Below are 19,248 nucleotides of genomic sequence, written 5' to 3' on the forward strand. Positions count from 1 at the left end.
GCGACGGGTGACGGTTCAGGCGCTCAGCTGATCGCGGATCGGCAATTGCCGGACCCGGCGGCCAGTGGCCGCGAAGATCGCGTTGGCGATGGCCGGCGCCACCGGCGGCACGCCGGGCTCGCCGACGCCGCCGAGCGGCCCGTCGTAGCTGCCGGTCGGCACGAGGTGCACGCGGACCACCTTCGGGGCAGCATCGATCCGGAGGACCTCGTAGCCGTCGAAGTTGTTCTGCACCGCGCGGCCCTGCTTGAAGGTGATCTCGGAGGTGAGGGCGAGCCCCATCCCCATGACCACCGCGCCCTCCATCTGCGAGCGGATGCGCTCCGGGTTCACCTGCGGCCCGCAATCGACCGCGATGTCGATCGCCTTCACCTGGACCTGGCCCTTGTCGTCGACCTCCACCTCGGCCGCCACCGCCGTGTAGGTGACGAAGCTGTAGTGGCCGGCGATGCCCAGGCCGGTGCCCTTGGGCATCTGACGCCCCCAGCCCGCGCCCTTGGCGGCCGCCTCGATCACGCCGCGCAGGCGGCCGGTCTCGATCGGGTAGCGCTTCGGATCCTCGCCGTAGTTCCAGACGTCGCCGATCTCGGTCGGGCTGATCTTCCGGTCGGGACCGATCAGCTCCAGCAGGTACTCCTTCGGCTCGCGGCCGGCGGCGTGCGCCAGCTCCGACACGAAGGACTGGATCGCGAAGGCGTGCGGGATGTTCGACACCGAGCGGAACCAGCCGATGCGGACATGGGCGGCGGCCTCGGGGTTCTCGAGCCGCATGTTCGGGATGTTGAGCGGCGTGTTGACCAGCCCCATCCCGAGCTCGAACGGCAGCTCGTGCTTCGGGTCCGGCGCGAAGATCGAGCCGATCGTCGGCGCCACCGAGCGGTGCAGCCACGCCACCGGCATGCCCTTGTCGTCGAGGCCGGCCTCCAGGTGCTCCACCGAGATCGTGTGGTAGAAGCCGTGGTGGAGGTCGTCCTCGCGGGTCCAGGCGAGCTTCACCGGCGCGCCGCCGACGGCCTGCGAGCAGAGCGCCGCCTCGACCACGTAGTCGGGCTTGGACTTGCGGCCGAAGCCGCCGCCGAGCAGCGTGACGTTCACCTTGACCTTGTCGTCGGGCAGCTTGAGCGCCTTCATCAGGCGGTCGTTGGCCGCCTGCGGACCCTGGACGCAGGCCCAGGCCTCGCAGAACCCGTCCTTCACGCGGGCCACCGCCGCCGGGGGCTCCATCGGCGCCTGGGCGAGGTGGGGCACGAAGTACTCGGCCTGGACCTTGGTCTTGGCCTTGGCCAGGGCGCCGTCGACGTCGCCCTGCGTGCGCACGACCTTGCCGGGCTTGCGGGCCGCGGCCTCCAGCTCCTTGCGGAACGCGTCGGTGTCGTAGCCGGCGTTCGGGCCGTCGTCCCAGGTGATCTTGAGGGCGTCCCGAGCCTTCATGGCCGCCCACGTGTTCTTGGCCACGACCGCCACGCCGCCGAGCGGCATGAACTCGGACGGGATCTCGCCGCCGTCGATCTTGAAGATCTTCACGACGCCCGGGACCTTCTTGGCCTCGCCGTCGTCGAACGACTTCACCTTGCCGCCGTAGACGGCCGGGCGCGCGACGACCGCGTAGAGCATCCCGTCGAGCTTGGTGTCGAGGCCGTAGACGGCCTTGCCGGTGGTGATGTCGAAGTTGTCGATCAGCCCGATCTTGCCGGTGCCGATGTAGCGGAAGTCCTTCGGGTCCTTCAGCTTGACGTCGGTGGGCACCGGCAGCTCGGCGGCGGCCTGGGCGACCGCGCCGTAGCCGAGGGTGCGGCCGGACTTGGCGTGGGTCAGCGTGTGGTTGACGGCCGTGACCTCGGAGGCCGGCACGCCCCACTGCTTGGCCGCCGCCTGGATCAGCATCAGCCGCGCGGCGGCGCCGGCGTGGCGGAAGTGCTGGAAGAAGTGGCGGGTTGAGCGCGAGCCGTCCGTGTCCTGGTTGCCGAAGCGGGTCTCGTCGCCCCAGGCCTGGACCACCTTCACCTTCGACCAGTCGGCCTCCAGCTCGTCGGCGACCGTGAAGGCCACCGAGGTGCGGATGCCCTGGCCCATGTCGGAGCGGTGGTTGGTCACCGTGACGGTGCCGTCCGGCGCGATGGCGACGAAGATCTTCGGATCGTCGCGCCAGCCGTGCGGCATGCCGTCGGCGCCGAACTTCTGCTCCTTCTGCTCCTGGGTCTGGGTCTCGTCGGCCCGGGCGGGGCGCAGCGAGAGGGCCAGAACCAGGGCGCCGGCGCCGCCGAGGATGCCGCGGCGGCTGACGTTGTCGAGGGCCGGCCTGGTGCCGGCGGCGCGCTCGGCGCTCAGCTTGGCGTCGTGGATCACAGGCGCTCTCCCTTGCTGGCGGGCGCCGGCTGGCCGGCGGCCTGATGGATCGCGGCGCGGATGCGCGGGTAGGTGCCGCAGCGGCAGATGTTGCCGCTCATCGTGGTGTCGATGTCGTCGTCGGTGGGCTTGGGCGTGTCCTTGAGGAGGGCGGCCGCCTGCATGATCTGGCCGCACTGGCAGAAGCCGCACTGGGCGACGTTCTGGTCGCGCCACGCCACCTGCACGGGGTGGTTGCCGTCCGGCGACAGCCCCTCGATGGTCACGACCTCCTGGCCCGCGGCCGCCGAGACCGGCGTGATGCAGGCGCGGGTCGCCGCGCCGCCGAGATGGATGGTGCAGGCCCCGCAGAGCGAGACGCCGCAGCCGAACTTGGTGCCGGTGAGCCCGAGCTCGTCCCGCAGGTACCACAGCAGCGGCATGTCGGGGTCGCCGTCGAAGCTGCGCGCAGCCCCGTTCACGGTGAGTTTGATCATCGTTGCGTCCTGTCTGGCGGCGCCGGAGCGGCGTTCAGTCGGGTCCGAGCCGGGCCGGGGGCCACGACCGGCTTAGCCGGCTCACGTTCCCCGTTGCGGACAGGCCACGGGGCGAACGCTCAAGCTCAGAATAATAAATATTCTAAGGCACGCGGCGGGGTGGGCGCAACGCGGGGAGGCGGCCGGTCATCCCGGAGCCTCTGCGCGCGGGACATGCCGCGTGCGGCGGCGCACATGGGCGATCATCTACAAGTAGACGAAAGTCGGCCGGTTCAGGCCGACGGCCCTGTCCGCTCTGCGCCCCGGGACCGCGCCCCAGCCGGGGCGCTGCGCGCGATGACGGGCGCCCGCTGCCGATCTCCGTCGAGCCGGCAGAGCAACCCGCGGCAGTCGTGTCGGCGCCGGCTCCGGAACTGTCCCGCGGCTGCTCGGGCCAGTCGACCATGTCGCGGCAGCCCCTGTGCCGTCCGCGTGGCACGGCGCGCTCGGGCGGACCGGGACAGGGCCACCGCCGTCCGGATCTCGGATGATCAGGACGCGGGTGCCGACGACCGTGGCGGCGCGGCCCTCAGACCGTCACCTGCGTCCCAACCTCCACCACCCGGCCGGTGGGGATCTGGAAGAAGTCCGTGGCGTCGTTGGCGTTCTTGGCCAGCGTGATGAAGATCCGATCCTGCCAGAGCGGCATGCCGGAATGGGCGGCCGGACGGATCGAGCGGCGCGACAGGAAGAACGACGTCGCCATGATGTCGAACTTGAAGCCCTGGCGGCGCAGCAGCACCAGCGTCTTCGGGATGTTCGGCGTCTCCATGTAGCCGAACTTCATCACGACGCGGTAGAAGTGCGGGCCGACCGGCTCGATCCGCACCTTGTCGGCCTCGTTGGAGCGCGGCGTGTCCACCGTCTCGACGGTGAGGATCACGTTCTTCTCGTGCAGCACCTTGTTGTGCTTGAGGTTGTGCAGGAGCGCCGCCGGGGCGATCTCGGGATCGCTCGTCAGGAACACCGCGGTGCCGCGCACGTGGTGGGGCGGGCTCTTCTCCAGCATCCCGACCAGCTCGACCAGCGGCACGTCGGTCTTGCGGGTCTTGTTGAACAGGATCGTCACCCCGCGCACCCAGGTCCACATCAGGATGATGAGGCCGCCCGCGAGCAGCAGCGGCACGTAGCCACCCTCCACCACCTTGATCAGGTTGGAGAGCAGGAACAGGAACTCGAGGACGATGAAGGGCAGCATCACGGCGGCGGCCGCCACCGGCGACCACTTCCACATGCGCCACATCACCAGGAAGGTCAGCGAGGCGGTGAGCAGCATCGTGCCGGTCACCGCGATGCCGTAGGCCGAGGCGAGCGACGACGAGGTCTTGAACAGCACCGCCAGCAGCACGACGCCGAACATCAGCAGGGCGTTGATCTGCGGCAGGTAGATCTGGCCGGCATGCGACTCGGAGGTGTGGCGGATCTCCAGCCGCGGCAGCAGGCCGAGCTGGATCGCCTGCCGGGACAGCGAGAAGGCGCCGGTGATCACCGCCTGGCTCGCCACCACGGTGGCGATCGTGGCGAGCACCACCATCGGCAGCAGGCCCCAGGCGGGCACGAGCTGGAAGAACGGATCGGCCGTGTCGGGCTTCTCCAGCACCAGGGCGGCCTGGCCGAGATAGTTGAGGGCCAGCGCCGGGAAGACGAGTCCGATCCACGCCACCTGGATCGGCTTGCGGCCGAAATGGCCGAGATCGGCGAACAGGGCCTCCGCCCCGGTCACCGCCAGGAACACCGCCCCCAGGGCGATCAGCGCGCCGCTGCCGTGGCCGAGCAGGTAGTGCACGGCGTGCCAGGGATTGAGCGCGCGGAACACCTCCGGGTGCAGGCCGATGTGCGGCAGCGCCGCGAGCGCCATCGCGAGGAACCACACGATCGTCACCGGCCCGAAGAAGGCCGCCACCTTCCCGGTCCCGCGGTTCTGCACGAGGAACAGCGCGACGATGATCACCACGGTGATCGGCAGGACGTACTCGTCGAGGGCGGGCGTGACGAGTTTCAGGCCCTCCACCGCCGACAGCACCGAGATCGCCGGGGTGATCACCGCGTCGCCGTAGAACAGCGAGGCGCCGAGGAGCCCCAGCATGAAGACGATGCGCGAGCCGCCGAGCGCCTTCCGGGCCAGCGCCATCAGCGAGAGGATGCCGCCCTCGCCGTTGTTGTCCATGCGCAGCAGGATCGCGACGTACTTGACCGTCACGATCATGAAGAGGGCCCAGAGGATCAGCGAGACGGTGCCGATCACCTCCTCGGGCAGCAGGATGCCGTCGGTCCGGGCCGGGACCAGCGCCTCGCGGAACGCGTAGAGCGGGCTGGTGCCGATATCGCCGTAGACGACGCCGACGGAGCCGACCAGCAGCGTCCAGAAGCCGGCATGGCCGTGCTGGGTCTCGGCCTTCTCGGGGGCGTCCAGGGTGCCGGAGGTGGCCGGTCCGTGGGTCGGCGCCGGAGCGCCGGTCTCGTCGGCGGCCTGGTCGGCCGCGCGCGCGGCGTCGGGGGCTGCGGGCGCGGGCTGGGGGGCTACGCCGGGTGCGAAGGTGTGGCTCATGCGGATGTCGGAAGCTCGGGCGTGGCCGGCGCTTCGCGGTTCGGCTCAGGGGCCAGTCGGGGCCGGGCAGAAAACGCGAAGACTCCGCCGAACCGTGCGGGCCGGCCACCGGGCCGACCGCTCGCGGGATCGTGCGGCCTTGCTATCATGCCCTCGTGCGCCCGGAAACCGTGTGCGCCTGCGAAGATCGCGGAGCTGGGTCTCGGCGCGGCGGGCCGCCCCGTCAAGGTCGACGCGACGCGCCTTTCGGGCACGGCGCGCCCGGGATCCGGGCCCGCCCGCGGCGACCCGGAATCGCGGTCCGGGGCGCCGCGTCCTCCGTCGCGGGGGGGGGGCGTGCTCGTCGGCCCGCCCCGCTCCTCACTCGGCGGCGGTGCGGGTTCCGCCCTGCTGGCCGAATCGGCGCTCGATGTAGTCGATGACGATCGTCTCGAAGTCCTTGGCCAGCGTCGGGCCGCGGAGCGTCATCGCCTTCTTGCCGTCGATGAAGACCGGCGCGGTCGGGGTCTCGCCGGTCCCGGGCAGCGAGATGCCGATATCGGCGTGCTTCGACTCGCCCGGGCCGTTCACGATGCAGCCCATCACGGCGACGTTGAGCCCCTCGACGCCCGGATAGGTCTTCTTCCACTCCGGCATCGAGGTGACGATCCAGTTCTGGATGTCGCGGGCCAGCTCCTGGAACGTGGTCGAGGTCGTGCGGCCGCAGCCCGGGCAGGCCGCCACCATCGGCACGAAGGTGCGGAACCCCATGGTCTGCAGGAGTTCCTGGCTGGCCTTGACCTCGACGGTCCGGTCGCCGCCCGGCTCGGGCGTCAGCGAGTACCGAATCGTGTCGCCGATGCCCTCCTGGAGCAGCACGCCGATGGCGGCCGAGGCCGCCACGAGGCCCTTCGAGCCCATGCCGGCCTCGGTGAGGCCGAGATGGATCGCGTAGTCCGAGCGGCGCGCCACCTCGCGATAGACGGCGATCAGGTCCTGCACCGCCGAGACCTTGGCCGAGAGGATGATCTTGTTCTGCGGCAGGCCGAGCTCCACGGCGCGGTCGGCCGAGCTGATCGCCGAGCGGACCATCGCCTCGCGCATCACCGCGCGGGCGTCGATCGGCCGCGGCGCCTTGGCGTTCTCGTCCATCAGGTGGGTGAGCAGCTCGCCGTCGAGGGAGCCCCAGTTGGCGCCGATCCGCACGGTCTTGTTGTGCTTGATCGCCTGCTCGATGATCGACGAGAACTGCGTGTCCTTCTTGTCCTTGAATCCGACGTTGCCGGGGTTGATCCGGTACTTGGCCAGCGCCTCGGCGCAGGCCGGGTGGTCGGCGAGCAGCTTGTGGCCGATGTAATGGAAGTCGCCCACCAGCGGCACGTGGACGCCGATCCGGTCGAGGCGCTCGCGGATCTTCGGCACCGCGGCGGCCGCCTCGTCGCGGTCGACCGTGATCCGCACGAGCTCCGAGCCGACCCGGGCGAGCTGGGCGACCTGCGCCACCGTGGCGTCGATGTCGGCCGTGTCGGTGTTGGTCATCGACTGGACGACGATCGGGGCGCCGCCGCCGACCGTGACCGCGCCGTCGCCCTCGCCGACCGTGACGCCGACGGTGCGGTGGCGCGGGGCGGGGCCGGCGATCTCCGGGCCGCCGCCGGCCAGCGGGTTGTCGGCGGGGATTTCGGAACGGGTGGCTTCCATGACTTCCATCGTGGACTTTCGCGGGCGCGCCTCGCGGGTGCCGGAGCCGTGACGGCTGCCGGGCCGGTCCCGGGGACACGCCTCGCCGGAACTTCGGGGCTGCCGCGGGTTAGCTGCGGACGACCCGGCGCCGCGTCAACCCGGCGCCGCGCGGGGCAGCATCGCGCAGGACAGCATCGCGGCTGTCATGTCGTATCCGGGCGCGGATGTCGAGTTTTCTGCACGTCCGGGCGGCGTCCGACGCGCCGCCGGCCGGTTTTCGTCGGCCGCTGTTGCCGATTCGCTCATGCCGACGCGGGTGCGGACGCGGGTGCCGGCGCGCGGCCGGGTGCCCCGTCGCGATCCCGGCGCATGGTTGATGCTGCATTGCAGCATCCCATCTGTGTTCCATCTATCGTGCGGATCAGGAGGCCGACATGAGCGAGCAATTCGGCGGCGCCGAGCCGCACAATCCCGCCACCGCCGTCCCCGAATCGCCCGTCACGGACGCGATCGACGCTCAGCCGGCGCAGGTGCCGGGCACCGCGCTGACCGGGCCCCGGTCCGAGAAGCCGGTGGCGCTGGCGCTCCAGGGCGGCGGCGCGCACGGCGCCTTCACCTGGGGCGTGCTCGACGCCCTCATCGAGGACGGCCGCCTCGGCTTCGAGGCGGTGACGGGGGCGAGCGCCGGAGCGATGAACGCGGTCGTCCTGGTGGATGGCTGGCTCAAGGGCGGCCCGGACGGCGCCCGCGAGGGGCTGGAGCGGTTCTGGCGCGAGGTCAGCCTCGACGGCGACCTGGGGCCGGCCCAGCGCAATCTCGTGAGCGGCCTGTTCAGCCTGTGGAAGGGCAATCCCGTGGCCGAGTTCTGGGCCAAGATGCTGGCGCCCAGCCCCTACGTGTCGAACCCGCTCAACATCAATCCGCTGCGCAAGGCGCTCGCCGAGCAGGTCGATTTCGACCGCCTGCGCGAGGCCGACACGGCGGGCCTGTTCGTCTCGGCCACCAACGTCTGGACCGGCAAGCTCGCGGTGTTCGAGCGCGAGCGCCTGACCGTCGACCACCTGATGGCCTCGGCCTGCCTGCCCACCGTCTTCCAGGCGGTGGAGATCGACGGCGTGCCCTACTGGGACGGCGGCTATCTCGGCAACCCGCCGCTCTATCCCCTGCATCGCGGCGCCCAGACCCGCGACATCGTGCTCGTCCAGATCAACCCCGTGGAGCGGCGCGAGACCCCGCGCACGGAGGCGGAGATCCGCGACCGGCTCAACGAGATCACCTTCAACGCCAATTTGATGCGGGAATTGCGGGCGATCGACTTCGTCGACGGGCTGATCGAGGAGGGCATCCTCGGCCAGGGACAGTACCGCCGGGTCCTCATTCACCGGATCGACGGCACCGACGCCCTGGAGGACTACAACGCCGCCTCCAAGCTCGACGCGCGCTGGACCGTGTTCAAGCGCCTGCGCGACAAGGGCCGCGCCGCCGCCCAGGCGTGGCTCGCCGAGAACTACGAGCGGATCGGCCGGGACTGTACGGTCGACCTGCAGCAGGCGTATCAGTAGGTCGATCCTTTCCCGATCTGGTTCGTTGACGCGCCGGAACGTCCGCACCGGAGACCTGCCATGACGCTTCTGCGCCGCGAGGCCCTGATCCTGCTCGGTGCCGGTCTCGCCGGCGGCGCCCGCGCCGCCGAGCAGCCGGCCGGAACCGCACGGGCGACGGATTTCGCCTTCGAGACCCCGGAGGGGGCGCCCATGCCGCTCTCCGCCTATGCGGGCAAGCCGGTCCTCGTGGTCAACACCGCGACGGCCTGCGGCTATGCCGGGCAGCTCGCCGGGCTCCAGACACTCTGGACGCGGTTCGGCGATCGCGGGCTCGTCGTGCTGGGCGTGCCGTCGCCGGATTTCGGCAACCAAGAGCCGCTGGACGGGCCGGCCATCGCGGAGGCGGCGCGGAAGAATCACGGCGTCACCTTCCCGCTCACGGCCAAGACCCGGGTGAAGATGCCGGGCGCCCATCCGTTCTACCGCTGGGCCGCGGCCGAGCGCCCCGCCGAGACGCCGCGCTGGAACTTCCACAAGTACCTGATCGCCCGTGACGGCACCCTCGCGGCGGCCTTCGCCACGCAGGTCGAGCCGACCGATCCGCGGGTCATCTCGGGGATCGCCGCCACCCTCGATCAGGCCTGAGCTCTCAGCCGGGCCGGCCTGCGGGATTAAACCGCCGGGCCGACGCGTTCACACCCTATGGCATCGGACAAGAACAAGCGCCCGGACCTCCTCGACCTGCTGGTGCCCCTGCGGCGCTACGCCCGGTCGCTCACCCGCGACACGCTGCGGGCCGACGATCTCGTCCACGACACGCTGGTGCGGGCCCTGGAGATGCAGGGCTCGCTCCGGCCGAACACCAATCTGCGCACCTGGATGATGACGGTGCTGCACAACGCCTTCATCGACGAGCAGCGCCGCCGGCAGGTCGAGGCGCGGCACGCCGACACGCTGGTGCGGATGACCGAGGACATGGCGCCGCCGGCCCAGGAGGGGCAGGTGCGCCTCGCCCAGATCCGGCAGGCCTTCCTGAAGCTGCCGGAGGAGCAGCGCGCCGCGCTCCACCTCGTCACCCTGGAAGGCATGGCCTACGCCGACGCGGCGGCCGTTCTCGGCATCCCGATCGGCACCCTGATGTCCCGTCTCGGCCGCGGCCGTGCGGCCCTGCGGGCCTTCGAGGAGGGGACGCGGACCGACCGCGGCGCCGACGACGCGGAGACGGCCAAGGCACCCGAGACGCGGCGCGGGCCGCCCTCCACCCTCCGGCTCGTCGTCTCCGACGAGCCGCGGGAAAGGTCCGCCTGGCCTCTGCGACGCGCCGTCGGAGAGAGCTGAGCACGGAGCTGACGAAGGGCCGGCACCCGAGGGCGCCGGTGGCGACTGACGATTGCGACCGGCGGATCGCCTCCGGGCACGCTGGATTCGAGGACTTCACGATGATCGATCCGATCACAGACGACGATCTCATCGCCTTCGTCGACGGCCAGATCGACCCGATGCGCCGTCTCGACGTCGAGGCGCATCTCGCGGCCAACCCCGCGGCCGCGGCCCGGGTGATGGCCGAGATGCACGATCGCGACGCCCTGCGGGCCTGCTTCGAGCGCGTTCCCGGGCCCGGGCCGGACCGGAACATGGTCCTGGCGCGCCGCTTCGACCGGAACCTGCGCTGGCGCCGCGTCGCGTCGCGGCTCAAGCGGGCCGCGGCCATCGCGGTGCTCGTGGGCGCGGGCTGGCTGGCCCACGACGAGATCGGCCGCTTCGGCGTTCCCGACACCCTGGCGGCGACCCCGGATCCGGCCCTGATCGCCGACGCGCGGCAGGCCCGGGTCGTGGCGCAGCTGCGCAAGAGCATCGGCGGCCAGGCCGACGACCCGGTCTACGACCGGGCGCGCCTCCGCTCGGCGACCGGCATCGACCTGCCGGCCCTGCCCGACGGCTGGCGGGTGCGCGACATCCAGGTCTTCCCCGCCCGGCACGGCACCGGGATCGAGGTCGCCCTCGAGACCGAGCGCTTCGGCGAGGCGTCGCTGTTCGCCACCCGCGGCATCCGCGGCGGACCGACGACGCTCATCACCGGCTCGGACGACGGCGACGTCGTCTCGTGGAACGCGGGCGACACCGCCTACGCCCTGAGCGGTCCGCGCAGCGACGCGGACCTGCGTCAGGCGGCGAGCCTCCTCGGCGCCGGTCCGGCGAGCCGCTGAGCGCCGCGCCGGACTCCCGCCCAGGGCCTCGACAGGGCGCCCCGGCGGGTGCCAAAGATCGGCCATGCAGTCCGCGGATCCAGCACGGGACCCAGCAGGGGACGATGACGGGCTCGCAGCCCTGTTCGAGGCGGCGCGCGCGGTGCGCGCGCACGCGCACGCACCCTATTCCCGCTTCCCGGTCGGGGCCGCGCTGCGCGACGAGCGCGGCGGGATCCACGCCGGCTGCAACGTCGAGAACGCCGCCTACCCGGTCGGAACCTGCGCGGAGGCCGGGGCGATCGCCGCCATGGTGGCGGCCGGAGGCCGGCGCATCGCGGCGATCCTGGTTTGCGGCGACGGCAACGGCCCGGTGACGCCCTGCGGCGCCTGCCGCCAGCGCATCCGCGAGTTCGCCGGGCCGGACACCCCGATCCACGCCGCCGGTCCGGGCGGCGTCGCCCGCAGCTTCACCCTGGCGGAGCTGCTGCCGGAATCCTTCGGCCCGGAGACGCTCGGTGAGTGAGGCGGCCGCCCGCGACGCCCTGCGCGCCGCCGGCTTCGCGGGTCCCTACGCCTGCGCGGTGGTGACCGGCACCGGCCTCGGCGGGATCGCGGCGGCCCTCACAGACGCGAGCGCCGTCGACTACGCGGCGATCCCCGGATTTCCGGGGCCCGGCGTCAGCGGCCACGGCGGCCGGCTGCACCGGGGACGCCTCGCGGGGCGGCCGGTCCTGATCTTCGAGGGGCGGGCCCACGCCTACGAGCGCGGTGACCCGGCGGCGATGCGGGTGCCGCTCGCCTGCGCCCGGCACCTCGGCGCCCGGCGCCTGCTGCTCACCAACGCCTCCGGATCGCTGCGGCCGGCGACCGGGCCCGGCAGCCTCGTGCTGCTCGCCGACCACATCAACCTCTCCGGGATGAACCCGCTGATCGGCGAGGCCAGCGACGCGCGGTTCGTGCCGATGACCGAGGCCTACGACCCGGACCTGCGGGCGCGGCTCCGCGCGGCGGCCGGGGCCTGCGGTGTGTCCCTGGGGGAGGGGATCTACGCGTGGTTCTCGGGCCCGAGCTTCGAGACGCCCGCGGAGGTGCGGATGGCCGGCCTCCTGGGCGCCGACCTCGTGGGCATGTCGACCGTGCCCGAGGTGATCCTCGCCCGGTTTCTCGGCCTGCCGGTGGCGGCGGTCTCGGTGGTGACGAACCTCGCGGCCGGCATCGCGGGCGGCGACCCGAACCACGCGGAGACGAAGGCGGTGGCGGCCCGGGCCGCGGAGGATCTCGGCCGCCTGGTCCGGGCCCTCGTGGCCGGCCTGCCCGACGGAGAGACAGCCGATGACTGATCCCGATGCCGGCGCGGTCGCCCGCCGGGCCCTGCCGCTCCTCGACCTCACCGATCTCGGCGAGACCTGCACCGAGACCAAGATCGACGTCCTCTGCCGGGACGCGAAGCGCGGCGGCGTCGCGGCGATCTGCGTCTGGCCGCGCTTCGTCGCGCAGGGCGCGCGGGCGCTCGCGGGCACCGGGATCCGGATCGCCACGGTGATCAACTTCCCCGCGGGCGGCGAGGACTGCGCCCGCGCCACCGACGACACCGCCGAGGCCCTGCGCGACGGCGCCGACGAGATCGACCTCGTCCTGCCCTACGGCGCGCTGCTGCGGGGCGAGGCGGCGATCGCCCGCGACATGGTCGAGGCCGTGCGCGACACCTGCGGGTCCGCGACCCTCAAGGTGATCCTGGAGACGGGCGAACTCGCCGATCCGGGGCGGATCCGGGAGGCCGGCCGGATCGCCCTGGAGGCGGGCGCCGATTTCCTGAAAACCTCCACGGGCAAGAGCCCGGTCTCGGCGACCCCGGAGGCCGCCGAGGCGATGCTGGCCGAGATCCGCGGCGGCGGCCGCCCCGCGGGCCTGAAGGTCTCCGGCGGCCTGCGCAGCGTCGCCGACGCCGCCACCTACCTCGATCTGGCCGACCGGCTGATGGGCCCCGGCTGGGTGAGCCCGAGAACCTTCCGGCTGGGGGCGAGCAGCCTGTTCGAGACCCTAATGCGGGCGCGGACGCTGTGAGCGTGCGGCTTTCCCAGGAGAGGCTGCCTCAGGAGACGATCCGGGCCAAGCGCGACGGCCAGCCCCTCGATCCAGACGAGATCGGGGCCTTCATCCGCGGCCTCACCGACGGCACGGTCGGGGAGGGTCAGGCGGCGGCCTTCGCCATGGCGGTGTTCTTCCGCGGCCTGTCGCTGCCGGAGCGGGTGGCGCTGACCCGGGCCATGGCCGAGTCGGGCCGGGTCCTCGCCTGGGACCTGCCCGGGCCCGTCCTCGACAAGCACTCCACCGGCGGCATCGGCGACGCGGTGAGCCTGCCGCTCGCCCCGATGGTCGCGGCCTGCGGCGGCTACGTGCCGATGATCTCGGGGCGCGGCCTCGGCCATACCGGCGGGACGCTGGACAAGCTCGGCAGCATCCCGGGCTACGACGCGACGCCGGGCCTCGACGCGTTCCGCCGGGTCGTCGGTACGGTCGGCTGCGCCATCATCGGCCAGACTGCCGAGCTCGCGCCCGCGGACCGGCGCCTCTACGCGATCCGCGACGTCACCGGCACGGTCGAATCCCGCGACCTGATCACCGCCTCGATCCTGTCGAAGAAGCTCGCCGCCGGGCTCGACGGGCTCGTGATGGACGTGAAGCAGGGCTCCGGCGCCTTCATGGCGACGCTGCCCGAGGCGCGCGCCCTGGCGGGGAGCATCGTCACGGTGGCGGTGGGGGCCGGCCTGCACACCGCCGCGCTGATCACCGACATGGACGCGCCGCTCGCCAGCGCGGCCGGCAACGCCGTCGAGGTCGCCTACGCGATCGACTACCTGACGGGCGCGCGCCGCGAGCCGCGCTTCCACGCGGTCACGGTGGCCCTGGGCGCGGAGATGCTGGTCGTCGGCGGCCTCGCGCCGGACCGCGACAGCGCCGCGGAGCGGCTGGAGCGGGCCCTCGCGTCGGGCCGGGCGGCCGAGGGCTTCGGCCGCATGGTCGCGGCCCTGGGCGGGCCGGGCGATCTCCTGGAGCGGCCGGCGGCGCATCTGCCGGCGGCACCGGTGCGCCGGGCGGTGCGCAAGGACGGGACCGTCGCGGGGATCGCGACGCGGGCGCTGGGCCTGGCGGTGATCGGACTCGGGGGCGGACGCACGCGGCCGGAGGATCCCGTCGACCCGCGCGTCGGCTTCACGGACCTCGCCGGTCCGGGATCGTCCGGCGGCCTGCTCGGGATCGTCCACGCGGCCGACGAGGCCGCCGCGGACCGGGCCGAGGCCGCGCTGCGGGCGGCCTACCGGATGGGCGACGCGCCGACGGAGCGGCCGCCCGTCCTGGAGCGGGTGGACGCCGGTTAGGGGCCGCGCCCGGTCGGGACCGGGCGCGCGGACCAGCTGTTACCAGCGGCCGTAGCCGTGACGGTGGCCCCAGCCACCGTGGTGATGGTGACGCGGCCCGAGGCCGTGGTGCCGCCAGCCGTGATGGTGGCCCCGGCCCCAGCCGCCGTGATGGTGATGGCGCGGGCCGTAGCCGTGGTGGCCCCAGCCGCCGTGGCGGTGCCCGTAGCCGTACTGGACGGTGTGGACGTCGCCGCCTTCCGCCCGCAGGCCGGCATCGCGGCCGAGAGGGGCGGCCGTCGCGGGCGCCGCGAGGGCGAGTCCGCCCAGGGCCAGGGCGGCGGCCAGGCGGGTCCGTGCGGTCTTGGTGAACATCGGCGTTCTCCTGATCCACGCCGGTCGCCCTGTGGCGTCCGGCCGTGTCCCAGGTCTGCGCCTTTCCAGTTGACGCAAACGTGACCTGTTCGCTCAGGCCGTGTTCAGGTCAGGGTCGGCGGTAGACCCAGACCCGCGCCGGCGGCAGGTTCAGCCAGACCCGATTGGAGCGGTCCGCGGTGTAGCTGCCGGCCTCGCAGCGGGCCGGGATCGGCGGCACGACCGCGTAGGTGAACTGCACGAACGGCGCGCCCGGCCGCATCAGGTCGTGGGCGGTGTTGAGCAGGTCGAGCCGCTGCTCCAGCGGCTTGGTGAACAGCGGCAGGCTCGAGATCGTCGCGGCCGCGGGCTGCGTCAGCACGTCCTCGAGGCTCGCGCGCATGTTGTAGGCATCGCCCTGGATGACCCGCACGCCCGGGAAGCGATGGGTCAGGAGGCGGCAGAAATCGGGGTTGAACTCCACGAGGATCAGCCGCTCCGGCGCGACGCCGCGCCGGATCAGCGCCTCGGTCACCGGCCCGGTGCCGGGGCCGAGCTCGACGACCGGCCCTTCCAGGCGCGGGTCGACGTAGGCGGCCATGGTCCGGGCGAGCATCTTGCCCGAGGGCGTCACGGCCCCCGTGACCAGGGGGCGCTCGAGCCAGGACCGCAGGAACCGGGCCTCGTCCTCGAGGGGGTCGCGCCGCGGCCCGAAAATCGCGCTCCTGCCCGCAGGAGCCTTCGCGTTGGGACGGCGGAGCGGCGGCAAGTCCTGGATTCCTTGATGCCGGATGAGAATGAATGGCTAGGGACGGCGCTGTCTTACAGTCAAGCCGGCGCCGCGCCTAGGGGATGCAAGCCACGCCGGCCGCTTGCATAACGGGCCGTCCCGGGTTTCGGATCCGGACTCACGGCCGGACCGCACCCCCGAAGAAGTCCCGGACCTTCGAGAAGAAGCCCGCGGATTCGGGATGGTTCTCCGGGGAGGCCGACTGATCGAACTCCTGGAGCAGCTCGCGCTGGCGCTTGGTCAGGTTCTGCGGGGTCTCGACGAAGACCTGGATGTAGAGGTCGCCGACCTCCCGCGAGCGCAGCACCGGCATGCCCTTGCCCTTGATGCGGAACTGCTTGGCGGTCTGCGTCCCCGCGGGGATGCGCACCTGCGTCTGCGAGCCGTCGATCACCGGCACGGTGATCTCGCCCGAGAGCGCGGCCGTCACCATCGAGATCGGCACCCGGCAGAACAGGTCGGCGCCGTCGCGCTGGAAGAACTCGTGCTGCTTGATCGACAGGAAGACGTAGAGGTCGCCCGCCGGCCCGCCGCGCAGCCCGCTCTCGCCCTCGCCGGCGAGCCGGATCCGCAAGCCGTCGTCGACGCCCGCCGGCACGTTGATCGAGAGGGTGCGCTCGCGGTTGACCCGGCCGGCGCCCTGGCAGGCGGTGCAGGGATCGTCCACGATCTCGCCGCGGCCGTGGCAGTTGGGGCAGGTCCGCTCGATGGCGAAGAAGCCCTGCGCCGCCCGGACCCGTCCGTAGCCCGCGCAGGTCGGGCAGGTCCGCGGCTTCGAGCCGGGCTTCGCGCCGGACCCGTCGCAGACCTCGCAGGTGATCGAGGTCGGGATCTTGATGGTCTCGGCCTTGCCGGTGAAGGCCTCCTCCAGGGTGATCTCGAGGTTGTAGCGCAGGTCGGCCCCGCGCTCGCGGCCCGGCGTGCCGCCGCGGCCGCGCGCGCCGCCGCCACCGCGGCCGTCACCGAAGAAATTGTCGAAGATGTCCGACATGAAGTCGCCGAACTCGTTGCCGAATCCGGGACCGCCGCCGCCCTGGCTGAAGGCCGCGTGGCCGAACCTGTCGTAGGCGGCGCGCTTCTGGCCGTCCGAGAGGCACTGATAGGCCTCGTTGATTTCCTTGAACTTGATCTCGGCGTCCTTGTCGCCGGGATTCCGGTCGGGATGATAGGTCATCGCGAGCTTGCGGAAAGCGACCTTCATCTCGCCTTCCGTGGCGGTCTTGGTGACCCCCAGGATCTCGTAATAGTCCCGCTTCGACATCCCGCCCTCAGGTGCCTTCCCGTCCCGTCCCGAACCCCGGGCCGCGACGCTTCTACCACTGCGCCGCCGATCCGGGGCGCCGCTGACGAGCCCGGAAACCAGAAGCGCCGACGACGCGGATTCGCGCTCTGCCGTCGGCCCTGGATCCCGGGCCCCGCATGCCCGGCATGACGGAGCTTCTGAATACGCTGCTCACGCAAAGGCGGGGCCGGATCGCTCCGGCCCCGCGCGGTCGTATCAGATCCGCGCCTCAGGCGCGCTTCTTCTGGTCCTTCTCGTCGACCTCCTGGAAGTCGGCGTCGATGACGTCGTCCTTCTTCTCGGAGGCCGCCGCCTCGGCCCCGGCATCCGGGCCGGCCGCCTGGTTGGCGGCGTACATGGCCTCGCCGAGCTTCATCGAGGCCTGCATCAGGTCCGTGGTGCGGGCCTTGATGGTCTCGACGTCGTCGCCCTCGAGCGCGGTCTTGAGCGCGGTCATCGCGGTCTCGATCGCGCCCTTGTCGGCGGCCGGGACCTTGTCGCCGTACTCGGTCACCGACTTCTCGGTGGCGTGGATCAGGCTCTCGCCCTGGTTCTTCACCTCGACGAGCTCGCGGCGCTTCTTGTCGGCCTCGGCGTTCGCCTCGGCGTCCTTCACCATCCGGTCGATGTCGGCGTCCGAGAGGCCGCCCGAGGCCTGGATGCGGATCTGGTGCTCCTTGTTGGTCGCCTTGTCCTTGGCCGTCACGTTGACGATGCCGTTGGCGTCGATGTCGAAGGTCACCTCGATCTGCGGCATGCCGCGGGGCGCCGGCGGGATGCCGACGAGGTCGAACTGGCCGAGCAGCTTGTTGTCGGCCGCCATCTCGCGCTCGCCCTGGAAGACCCGGATCGTGACCGCGTTCTGGTTGTCCTCGGCGGTCGAGAAGGTCTGGGACTTCTTGGTCGGGATCGTGGTGTTGCGGTCGATGAGCCGGGTGAACACGCCGCCCAGCGTCTCGATGCCCAGCGACAGCGGGGTCACGTCGAGCAGCAGCACGTCCTTGACGTCGCCCTGGAGCACGCCGGCCTGCACGGCGGCGCCGATGGCCACGACCTCGTCCGGGTTGACGCCCTTGTGGGGCTCCTTGCCGAAGAAGGACTTCACCACTTCCTGGATCTTCGGCATGCGGATCATGCCGCCGACCAGCACCACCTCGTCGATCTCGGAGGCCGAGACGCCGGCATCCTTGAGCGCCTTGCGGCAGGGCTCGATCGTGCGCTGCACCAGGTCGTCGACGAGCGACTCGAACTTCGCCCGGCTGAGCTTCAGCGCGAGGTGCTTCGGGCCGGTGTTGTCGGCGGTGATGTAGGGCAGGTTGATCTCGGTCTGGGTGGCCGAGGACAGCTCGATCTTCGCCTTCTCGGCGGCCTCCTTGAGGCGCTGGAGGGCGAGCTTGTCCTTGGTCAGGTCGATGCCCTGCTCCTTCTTGAACTCGGCCGTCAGGTACTCGACGATGCGGTTGTCGAAGTCCTCGCCACCCAGGAAGGTGTCGCCGTTCGTCGACTTCACCTCGAACACGCCGTCACCGATCTCCAGGATCGAGACGTCGAAGGTGCCGCCGCCGAGGTCGTAGACCGCGATCGTGCCCGACTTCTTCTTGTCGAGGCCGTAGGCGAGCGCCGCCGCGGTCGGCTCGTTGATGATGCGCAGCACCTCGAGGCCCGCGATCTTGCCGGCGTCCTTGGTGGCCTGACGCTGGGCGTCGTTGAAGTAGGCCGGGACCGTGATGACCGCCTGCGTGACCGGCTGGCCGAGATGCGACTCGGCGGTCTCCTTCATCTTCTGCAGCGTGAAGGCGGAGATCTGCGAGGGCGAGTACTTCTTGCCGTCCGCCTCGACCCAGGCGTCGCCGTTGTCGCCGCGGGCGATCTTGTAGGGCACGAGGCCCTTGTCCTTCTGGGTCATCGGGTCGTCGTAGGTCCGGCCGATGAGCCGCTTGATGGCGAAGAACGTGCGCTCGGGGTTCGTGACCGCCTGGCGCTTGGCCGGCTGGCCGACGAGCCGCTCGCCGTCGTCCGTGAAGGCGACGATGGACGGCGTGGTGCGCGCGCCTTCCGAATTCTCGATGACCTTGGGCTGCGTGCCTTCCATCACGGCCACGCAGGAATTGGTGGTGCCCAGATCGATGCCGATAACTTTACCCATGGTGGGATCCCTCTTTGTGTCGCGTTCAAGCAGACCGCCGAGCCCCGAAGCAGCTCGGCCCATGGCGGTGTCGGGGGTGATGTGAGTATGGGACCCGGGCCGGATCAAGGGCCGTGAACGGCTGAAACCCAGCGCGCAATCCCGCGTCGAGGGCGATATAAGAAGCCCGTTCCGGGCCCGCAAGGCGAAGCCTGCGCGGCGGGATCGGCCACGCGGATCCGCGCCATCTCCTTGTCATTCCGGCAGGATCTCGCCGCACGGCCGGCCGCGGCCCGGTGGCGTGGCTGCATTTTGTTGCTCCGCTGCCACGTCGGCGCCATCGACGGCGTGTTAACGTTTCGACAAGGGGTTGCGCGTGGCCCCGCCACTTCGTGTCCCCGTCGTAGAGTCCGATGCGCCCGACCCGCAGCCTCCTGCTCCCGATCCTGGCGGTCGCCGTCGCGGCGCCCGGGATGCTCGCCGCGCCCCCCGCGCAGGCCCAGAACTTCTTCGAGCGCCTGTTCGGCATCAAGC

At 71.7% G+C, this 19,248-nt stretch carries 16 protein-coding genes; 8 read left to right on the forward strand and 8 right to left on the reverse strand.

The window, feature by feature from the left end; genetic code table 11:
* Positions 1 to 15 precede the first annotated feature (15 nt).
* The 4 genes from ME121_RS17690 to ispG form a co-directional block, all read right to left on the reverse strand.
* Positions 16 to 2,346 (reverse strand): xanthine dehydrogenase family protein molybdopterin-binding subunit, encoded by a 2,331-nt coding sequence (locus ME121_RS17690; protein WP_012320865.1) that lies wholly within the window; start codon positions 2,344 to 2,346, stop codon positions 16 to 18.
* Positions 2,343 to 2,822, reverse strand: coding sequence for a (2Fe-2S)-binding protein (locus ME121_RS17695; RefSeq protein ID WP_012320864.1), 480 nt, complete (start codon positions 2,820 to 2,822; stop codon positions 2,343 to 2,345). The genes ME121_RS17690 and ME121_RS17695 overlap by 4 nt, the downstream gene beginning before the upstream one ends.
* Before the next feature lie 568 nt (positions 2,823 to 3,390).
* Positions 3,391 to 5,409 carry a potassium transporter Kup gene (locus ME121_RS17700; RefSeq protein ID WP_012320863.1) on the reverse strand — a complete coding sequence of 673 codons (2,019 nt, stop codon included), beginning with the start codon at positions 5,407 to 5,409 and terminating at the stop codon, positions 3,391 to 3,393.
* A 360-nt stretch (positions 5,410 to 5,769) separates the two neighbouring features.
* The gene (gene ispG, locus ME121_RS17705) at positions 5,770 to 7,098 is read right to left on the reverse strand and encodes a flavodoxin-dependent (E)-4-hydroxy-3-methylbut-2-enyl-diphosphate synthase (RefSeq protein WP_024829055.1); all 1,329 of its coding nucleotides are present in this window, start codon (positions 7,096 to 7,098) and stop codon (positions 5,770 to 5,772) included.
* Positions 7,099 to 7,505: 407 nt separating this feature from the next.
* Here ispG and ME121_RS17710 point away from each other — a divergent pair, with 407 nt between their 5' ends.
* The 8 genes from ME121_RS17710 (at position 7,506) to deoA (ending at position 14,184) form a co-directional block, all read left to right on the forward strand.
* Positions 7,506 to 8,633, forward strand: coding sequence for a patatin-like phospholipase family protein (locus ME121_RS17710; protein ID WP_024829056.1), 1,128 nt, complete (start codon positions 7,506 to 7,508; stop codon positions 8,631 to 8,633).
* A 60-nt stretch (positions 8,634 to 8,693) separates the two neighbouring features.
* Complete coding sequence (locus ME121_RS17715; protein WP_012320860.1) at positions 8,694 to 9,260, forward strand: glutathione peroxidase; 567 nt, start codon at positions 8,694 to 8,696, stop codon at positions 9,258 to 9,260.
* A 57-nt stretch (positions 9,261 to 9,317) separates the two neighbouring features.
* Positions 9,318 to 9,953, forward strand: coding sequence for a sigma-70 family RNA polymerase sigma factor (locus ME121_RS17720; protein WP_012320859.1), 636 nt, complete (start codon positions 9,318 to 9,320; stop codon positions 9,951 to 9,953).
* Between the two features lie 101 nt (positions 9,954 to 10,054).
* Positions 10,055 to 10,822, forward strand: coding sequence for an anti-sigma factor family protein (locus tag ME121_RS17725; protein ID WP_029359095.1), 768 nt, complete (start codon positions 10,055 to 10,057; stop codon positions 10,820 to 10,822).
* A gap of 64 nt (positions 10,823 to 10,886) precedes the next feature.
* On the forward strand, positions 10,887 to 11,327 hold the full coding sequence (locus ME121_RS17730; RefSeq protein ID WP_059409302.1) for a cytidine deaminase: 441 nt from the start codon (positions 10,887 to 10,889) through the stop codon (positions 11,325 to 11,327).
* Positions 11,320 to 12,144 carry a purine-nucleoside phosphorylase gene (locus ME121_RS17735; protein ID WP_059409304.1) on the forward strand — a complete coding sequence of 275 codons (825 nt, stop codon included), beginning with the start codon at positions 11,320 to 11,322 and terminating at the stop codon, positions 12,142 to 12,144. The genes ME121_RS17730 and ME121_RS17735 overlap by 8 nt, the downstream gene beginning before the upstream one ends.
* The gene (gene deoC, locus ME121_RS17740; protein WP_029359092.1) at positions 12,137 to 12,868 is read left to right on the forward strand and encodes a deoxyribose-phosphate aldolase; all 732 of its coding nucleotides are present in this window, start codon (positions 12,137 to 12,139) and stop codon (positions 12,866 to 12,868) included. Before ME121_RS17735 ends, deoC begins: the two co-directional genes overlap by 8 nt.
* 2 nt (positions 12,869 to 12,870) lie before the next feature.
* Positions 12,871 to 14,184, forward strand: coding sequence for a thymidine phosphorylase (gene deoA, locus ME121_RS17745; protein ID WP_059409305.1), 1,314 nt, complete (start codon positions 12,871 to 12,873; stop codon positions 14,182 to 14,184).
* 39 nt (positions 14,185 to 14,223) lie between these two features.
* On the opposite strand, the gene ME121_RS17750 is transcribed toward deoA, so the two are convergent.
* The 4 genes from ME121_RS17750 to dnaK form a co-directional block, all read right to left on the reverse strand.
* Entirely contained in the window at positions 14,224 to 14,538 is a 315-nt protein-coding gene (locus ME121_RS17750; RefSeq protein ID WP_059409306.1) for a hypothetical protein, read from the reverse strand.
* A gap of 109 nt (positions 14,539 to 14,647) precedes the next feature.
* Positions 14,648 to 15,286, reverse strand: a complete 639-nt coding sequence (locus tag ME121_RS17755; protein ID WP_012320852.1) for a class I SAM-dependent methyltransferase — start codon at positions 15,284 to 15,286, stop codon at positions 14,648 to 14,650.
* Positions 15,287 to 15,425: 139 nt separating this feature from the next.
* Positions 15,426 to 16,568, reverse strand: coding sequence for a molecular chaperone DnaJ (gene dnaJ, locus ME121_RS17760; protein ID WP_024829063.1), 1,143 nt, complete (start codon positions 16,566 to 16,568; stop codon positions 15,426 to 15,428).
* A 250-nt stretch (positions 16,569 to 16,818) separates the two neighbouring features.
* Positions 16,819 to 18,735 carry a molecular chaperone DnaK gene (gene dnaK / locus ME121_RS17765; RefSeq protein WP_029359089.1) on the reverse strand — a complete coding sequence of 639 codons (1,917 nt, stop codon included), beginning with the start codon at positions 18,733 to 18,735 and terminating at the stop codon, positions 16,819 to 16,821.
* Between the last annotated feature and the right edge of the window lie 513 nt (positions 18,736 to 19,248).

Source organism: Methylobacterium sp. ME121 (genome assembly GCF_000974725.1).
Taxonomy (GTDB): Bacteria; Pseudomonadota; Alphaproteobacteria; order Rhizobiales; family Beijerinckiaceae; genus Methylobacterium; species Methylobacterium radiotolerans.

Bases quoted from the DNA above. Each gene is read 5' to 3' on its own strand.
- ME121_RS17695 (WP_012320864.1), bottom strand. From the start codon at position 2,822: ATGATCAAACTCACCGTGAACGGGGCTGCGCGCAGCTTCGACGGCGAC.
- ME121_RS17700 (WP_012320863.1), bottom strand. From the start codon at position 5,409: ATGAGCCACACCTTCGCACCCGGCGTAGCCCCCCAGCCCGCGCCCGCA.
- ispG (WP_024829055.1), bottom strand. From the start codon at position 7,098: ATGGAAGTCATGGAAGCCACCCGTTCCGAAATCCCCGCCGACAACCCG.
- ME121_RS17710 (WP_024829056.1), top strand. From the start codon at position 7,506: ATGAGCGAGCAATTCGGCGGCGCCGAGCCGCACAATCCCGCCACCGCC.
- ME121_RS17715 (WP_012320860.1), top strand. From the start codon at position 8,694: ATGACGCTTCTGCGCCGCGAGGCCCTGATCCTGCTCGGTGCCGGTCTC.
- ME121_RS17720 (WP_012320859.1), top strand. From the start codon at position 9,318: ATGGCATCGGACAAGAACAAGCGCCCGGACCTCCTCGACCTGCTGGTG.
- ME121_RS17725 (WP_029359095.1), top strand. From the start codon at position 10,055: ATGATCGATCCGATCACAGACGACGATCTCATCGCCTTCGTCGACGGC.
- ME121_RS17730 (WP_059409302.1), top strand. From the start codon at position 10,887: ATGCAGTCCGCGGATCCAGCACGGGACCCAGCAGGGGACGATGACGGG.
- deoC (WP_029359092.1), top strand. From the start codon at position 12,137: ATGACTGATCCCGATGCCGGCGCGGTCGCCCGCCGGGCCCTGCCGCTC.
- ME121_RS17750 (WP_059409306.1), bottom strand. From the start codon at position 14,538: ATGTTCACCAAGACCGCACGGACCCGCCTGGCCGCCGCCCTGGCCCTG.
- dnaJ (WP_024829063.1), bottom strand. From the start codon at position 16,568: ATGTCGAAGCGGGACTATTACGAGATCCTGGGGGTCACCAAGACCGCC.
- dnaK (WP_029359089.1), bottom strand. From the start codon at position 18,735: ATGGGTAAAGTTATCGGCATCGATCTGGGCACCACCAATTCCTGCGTG.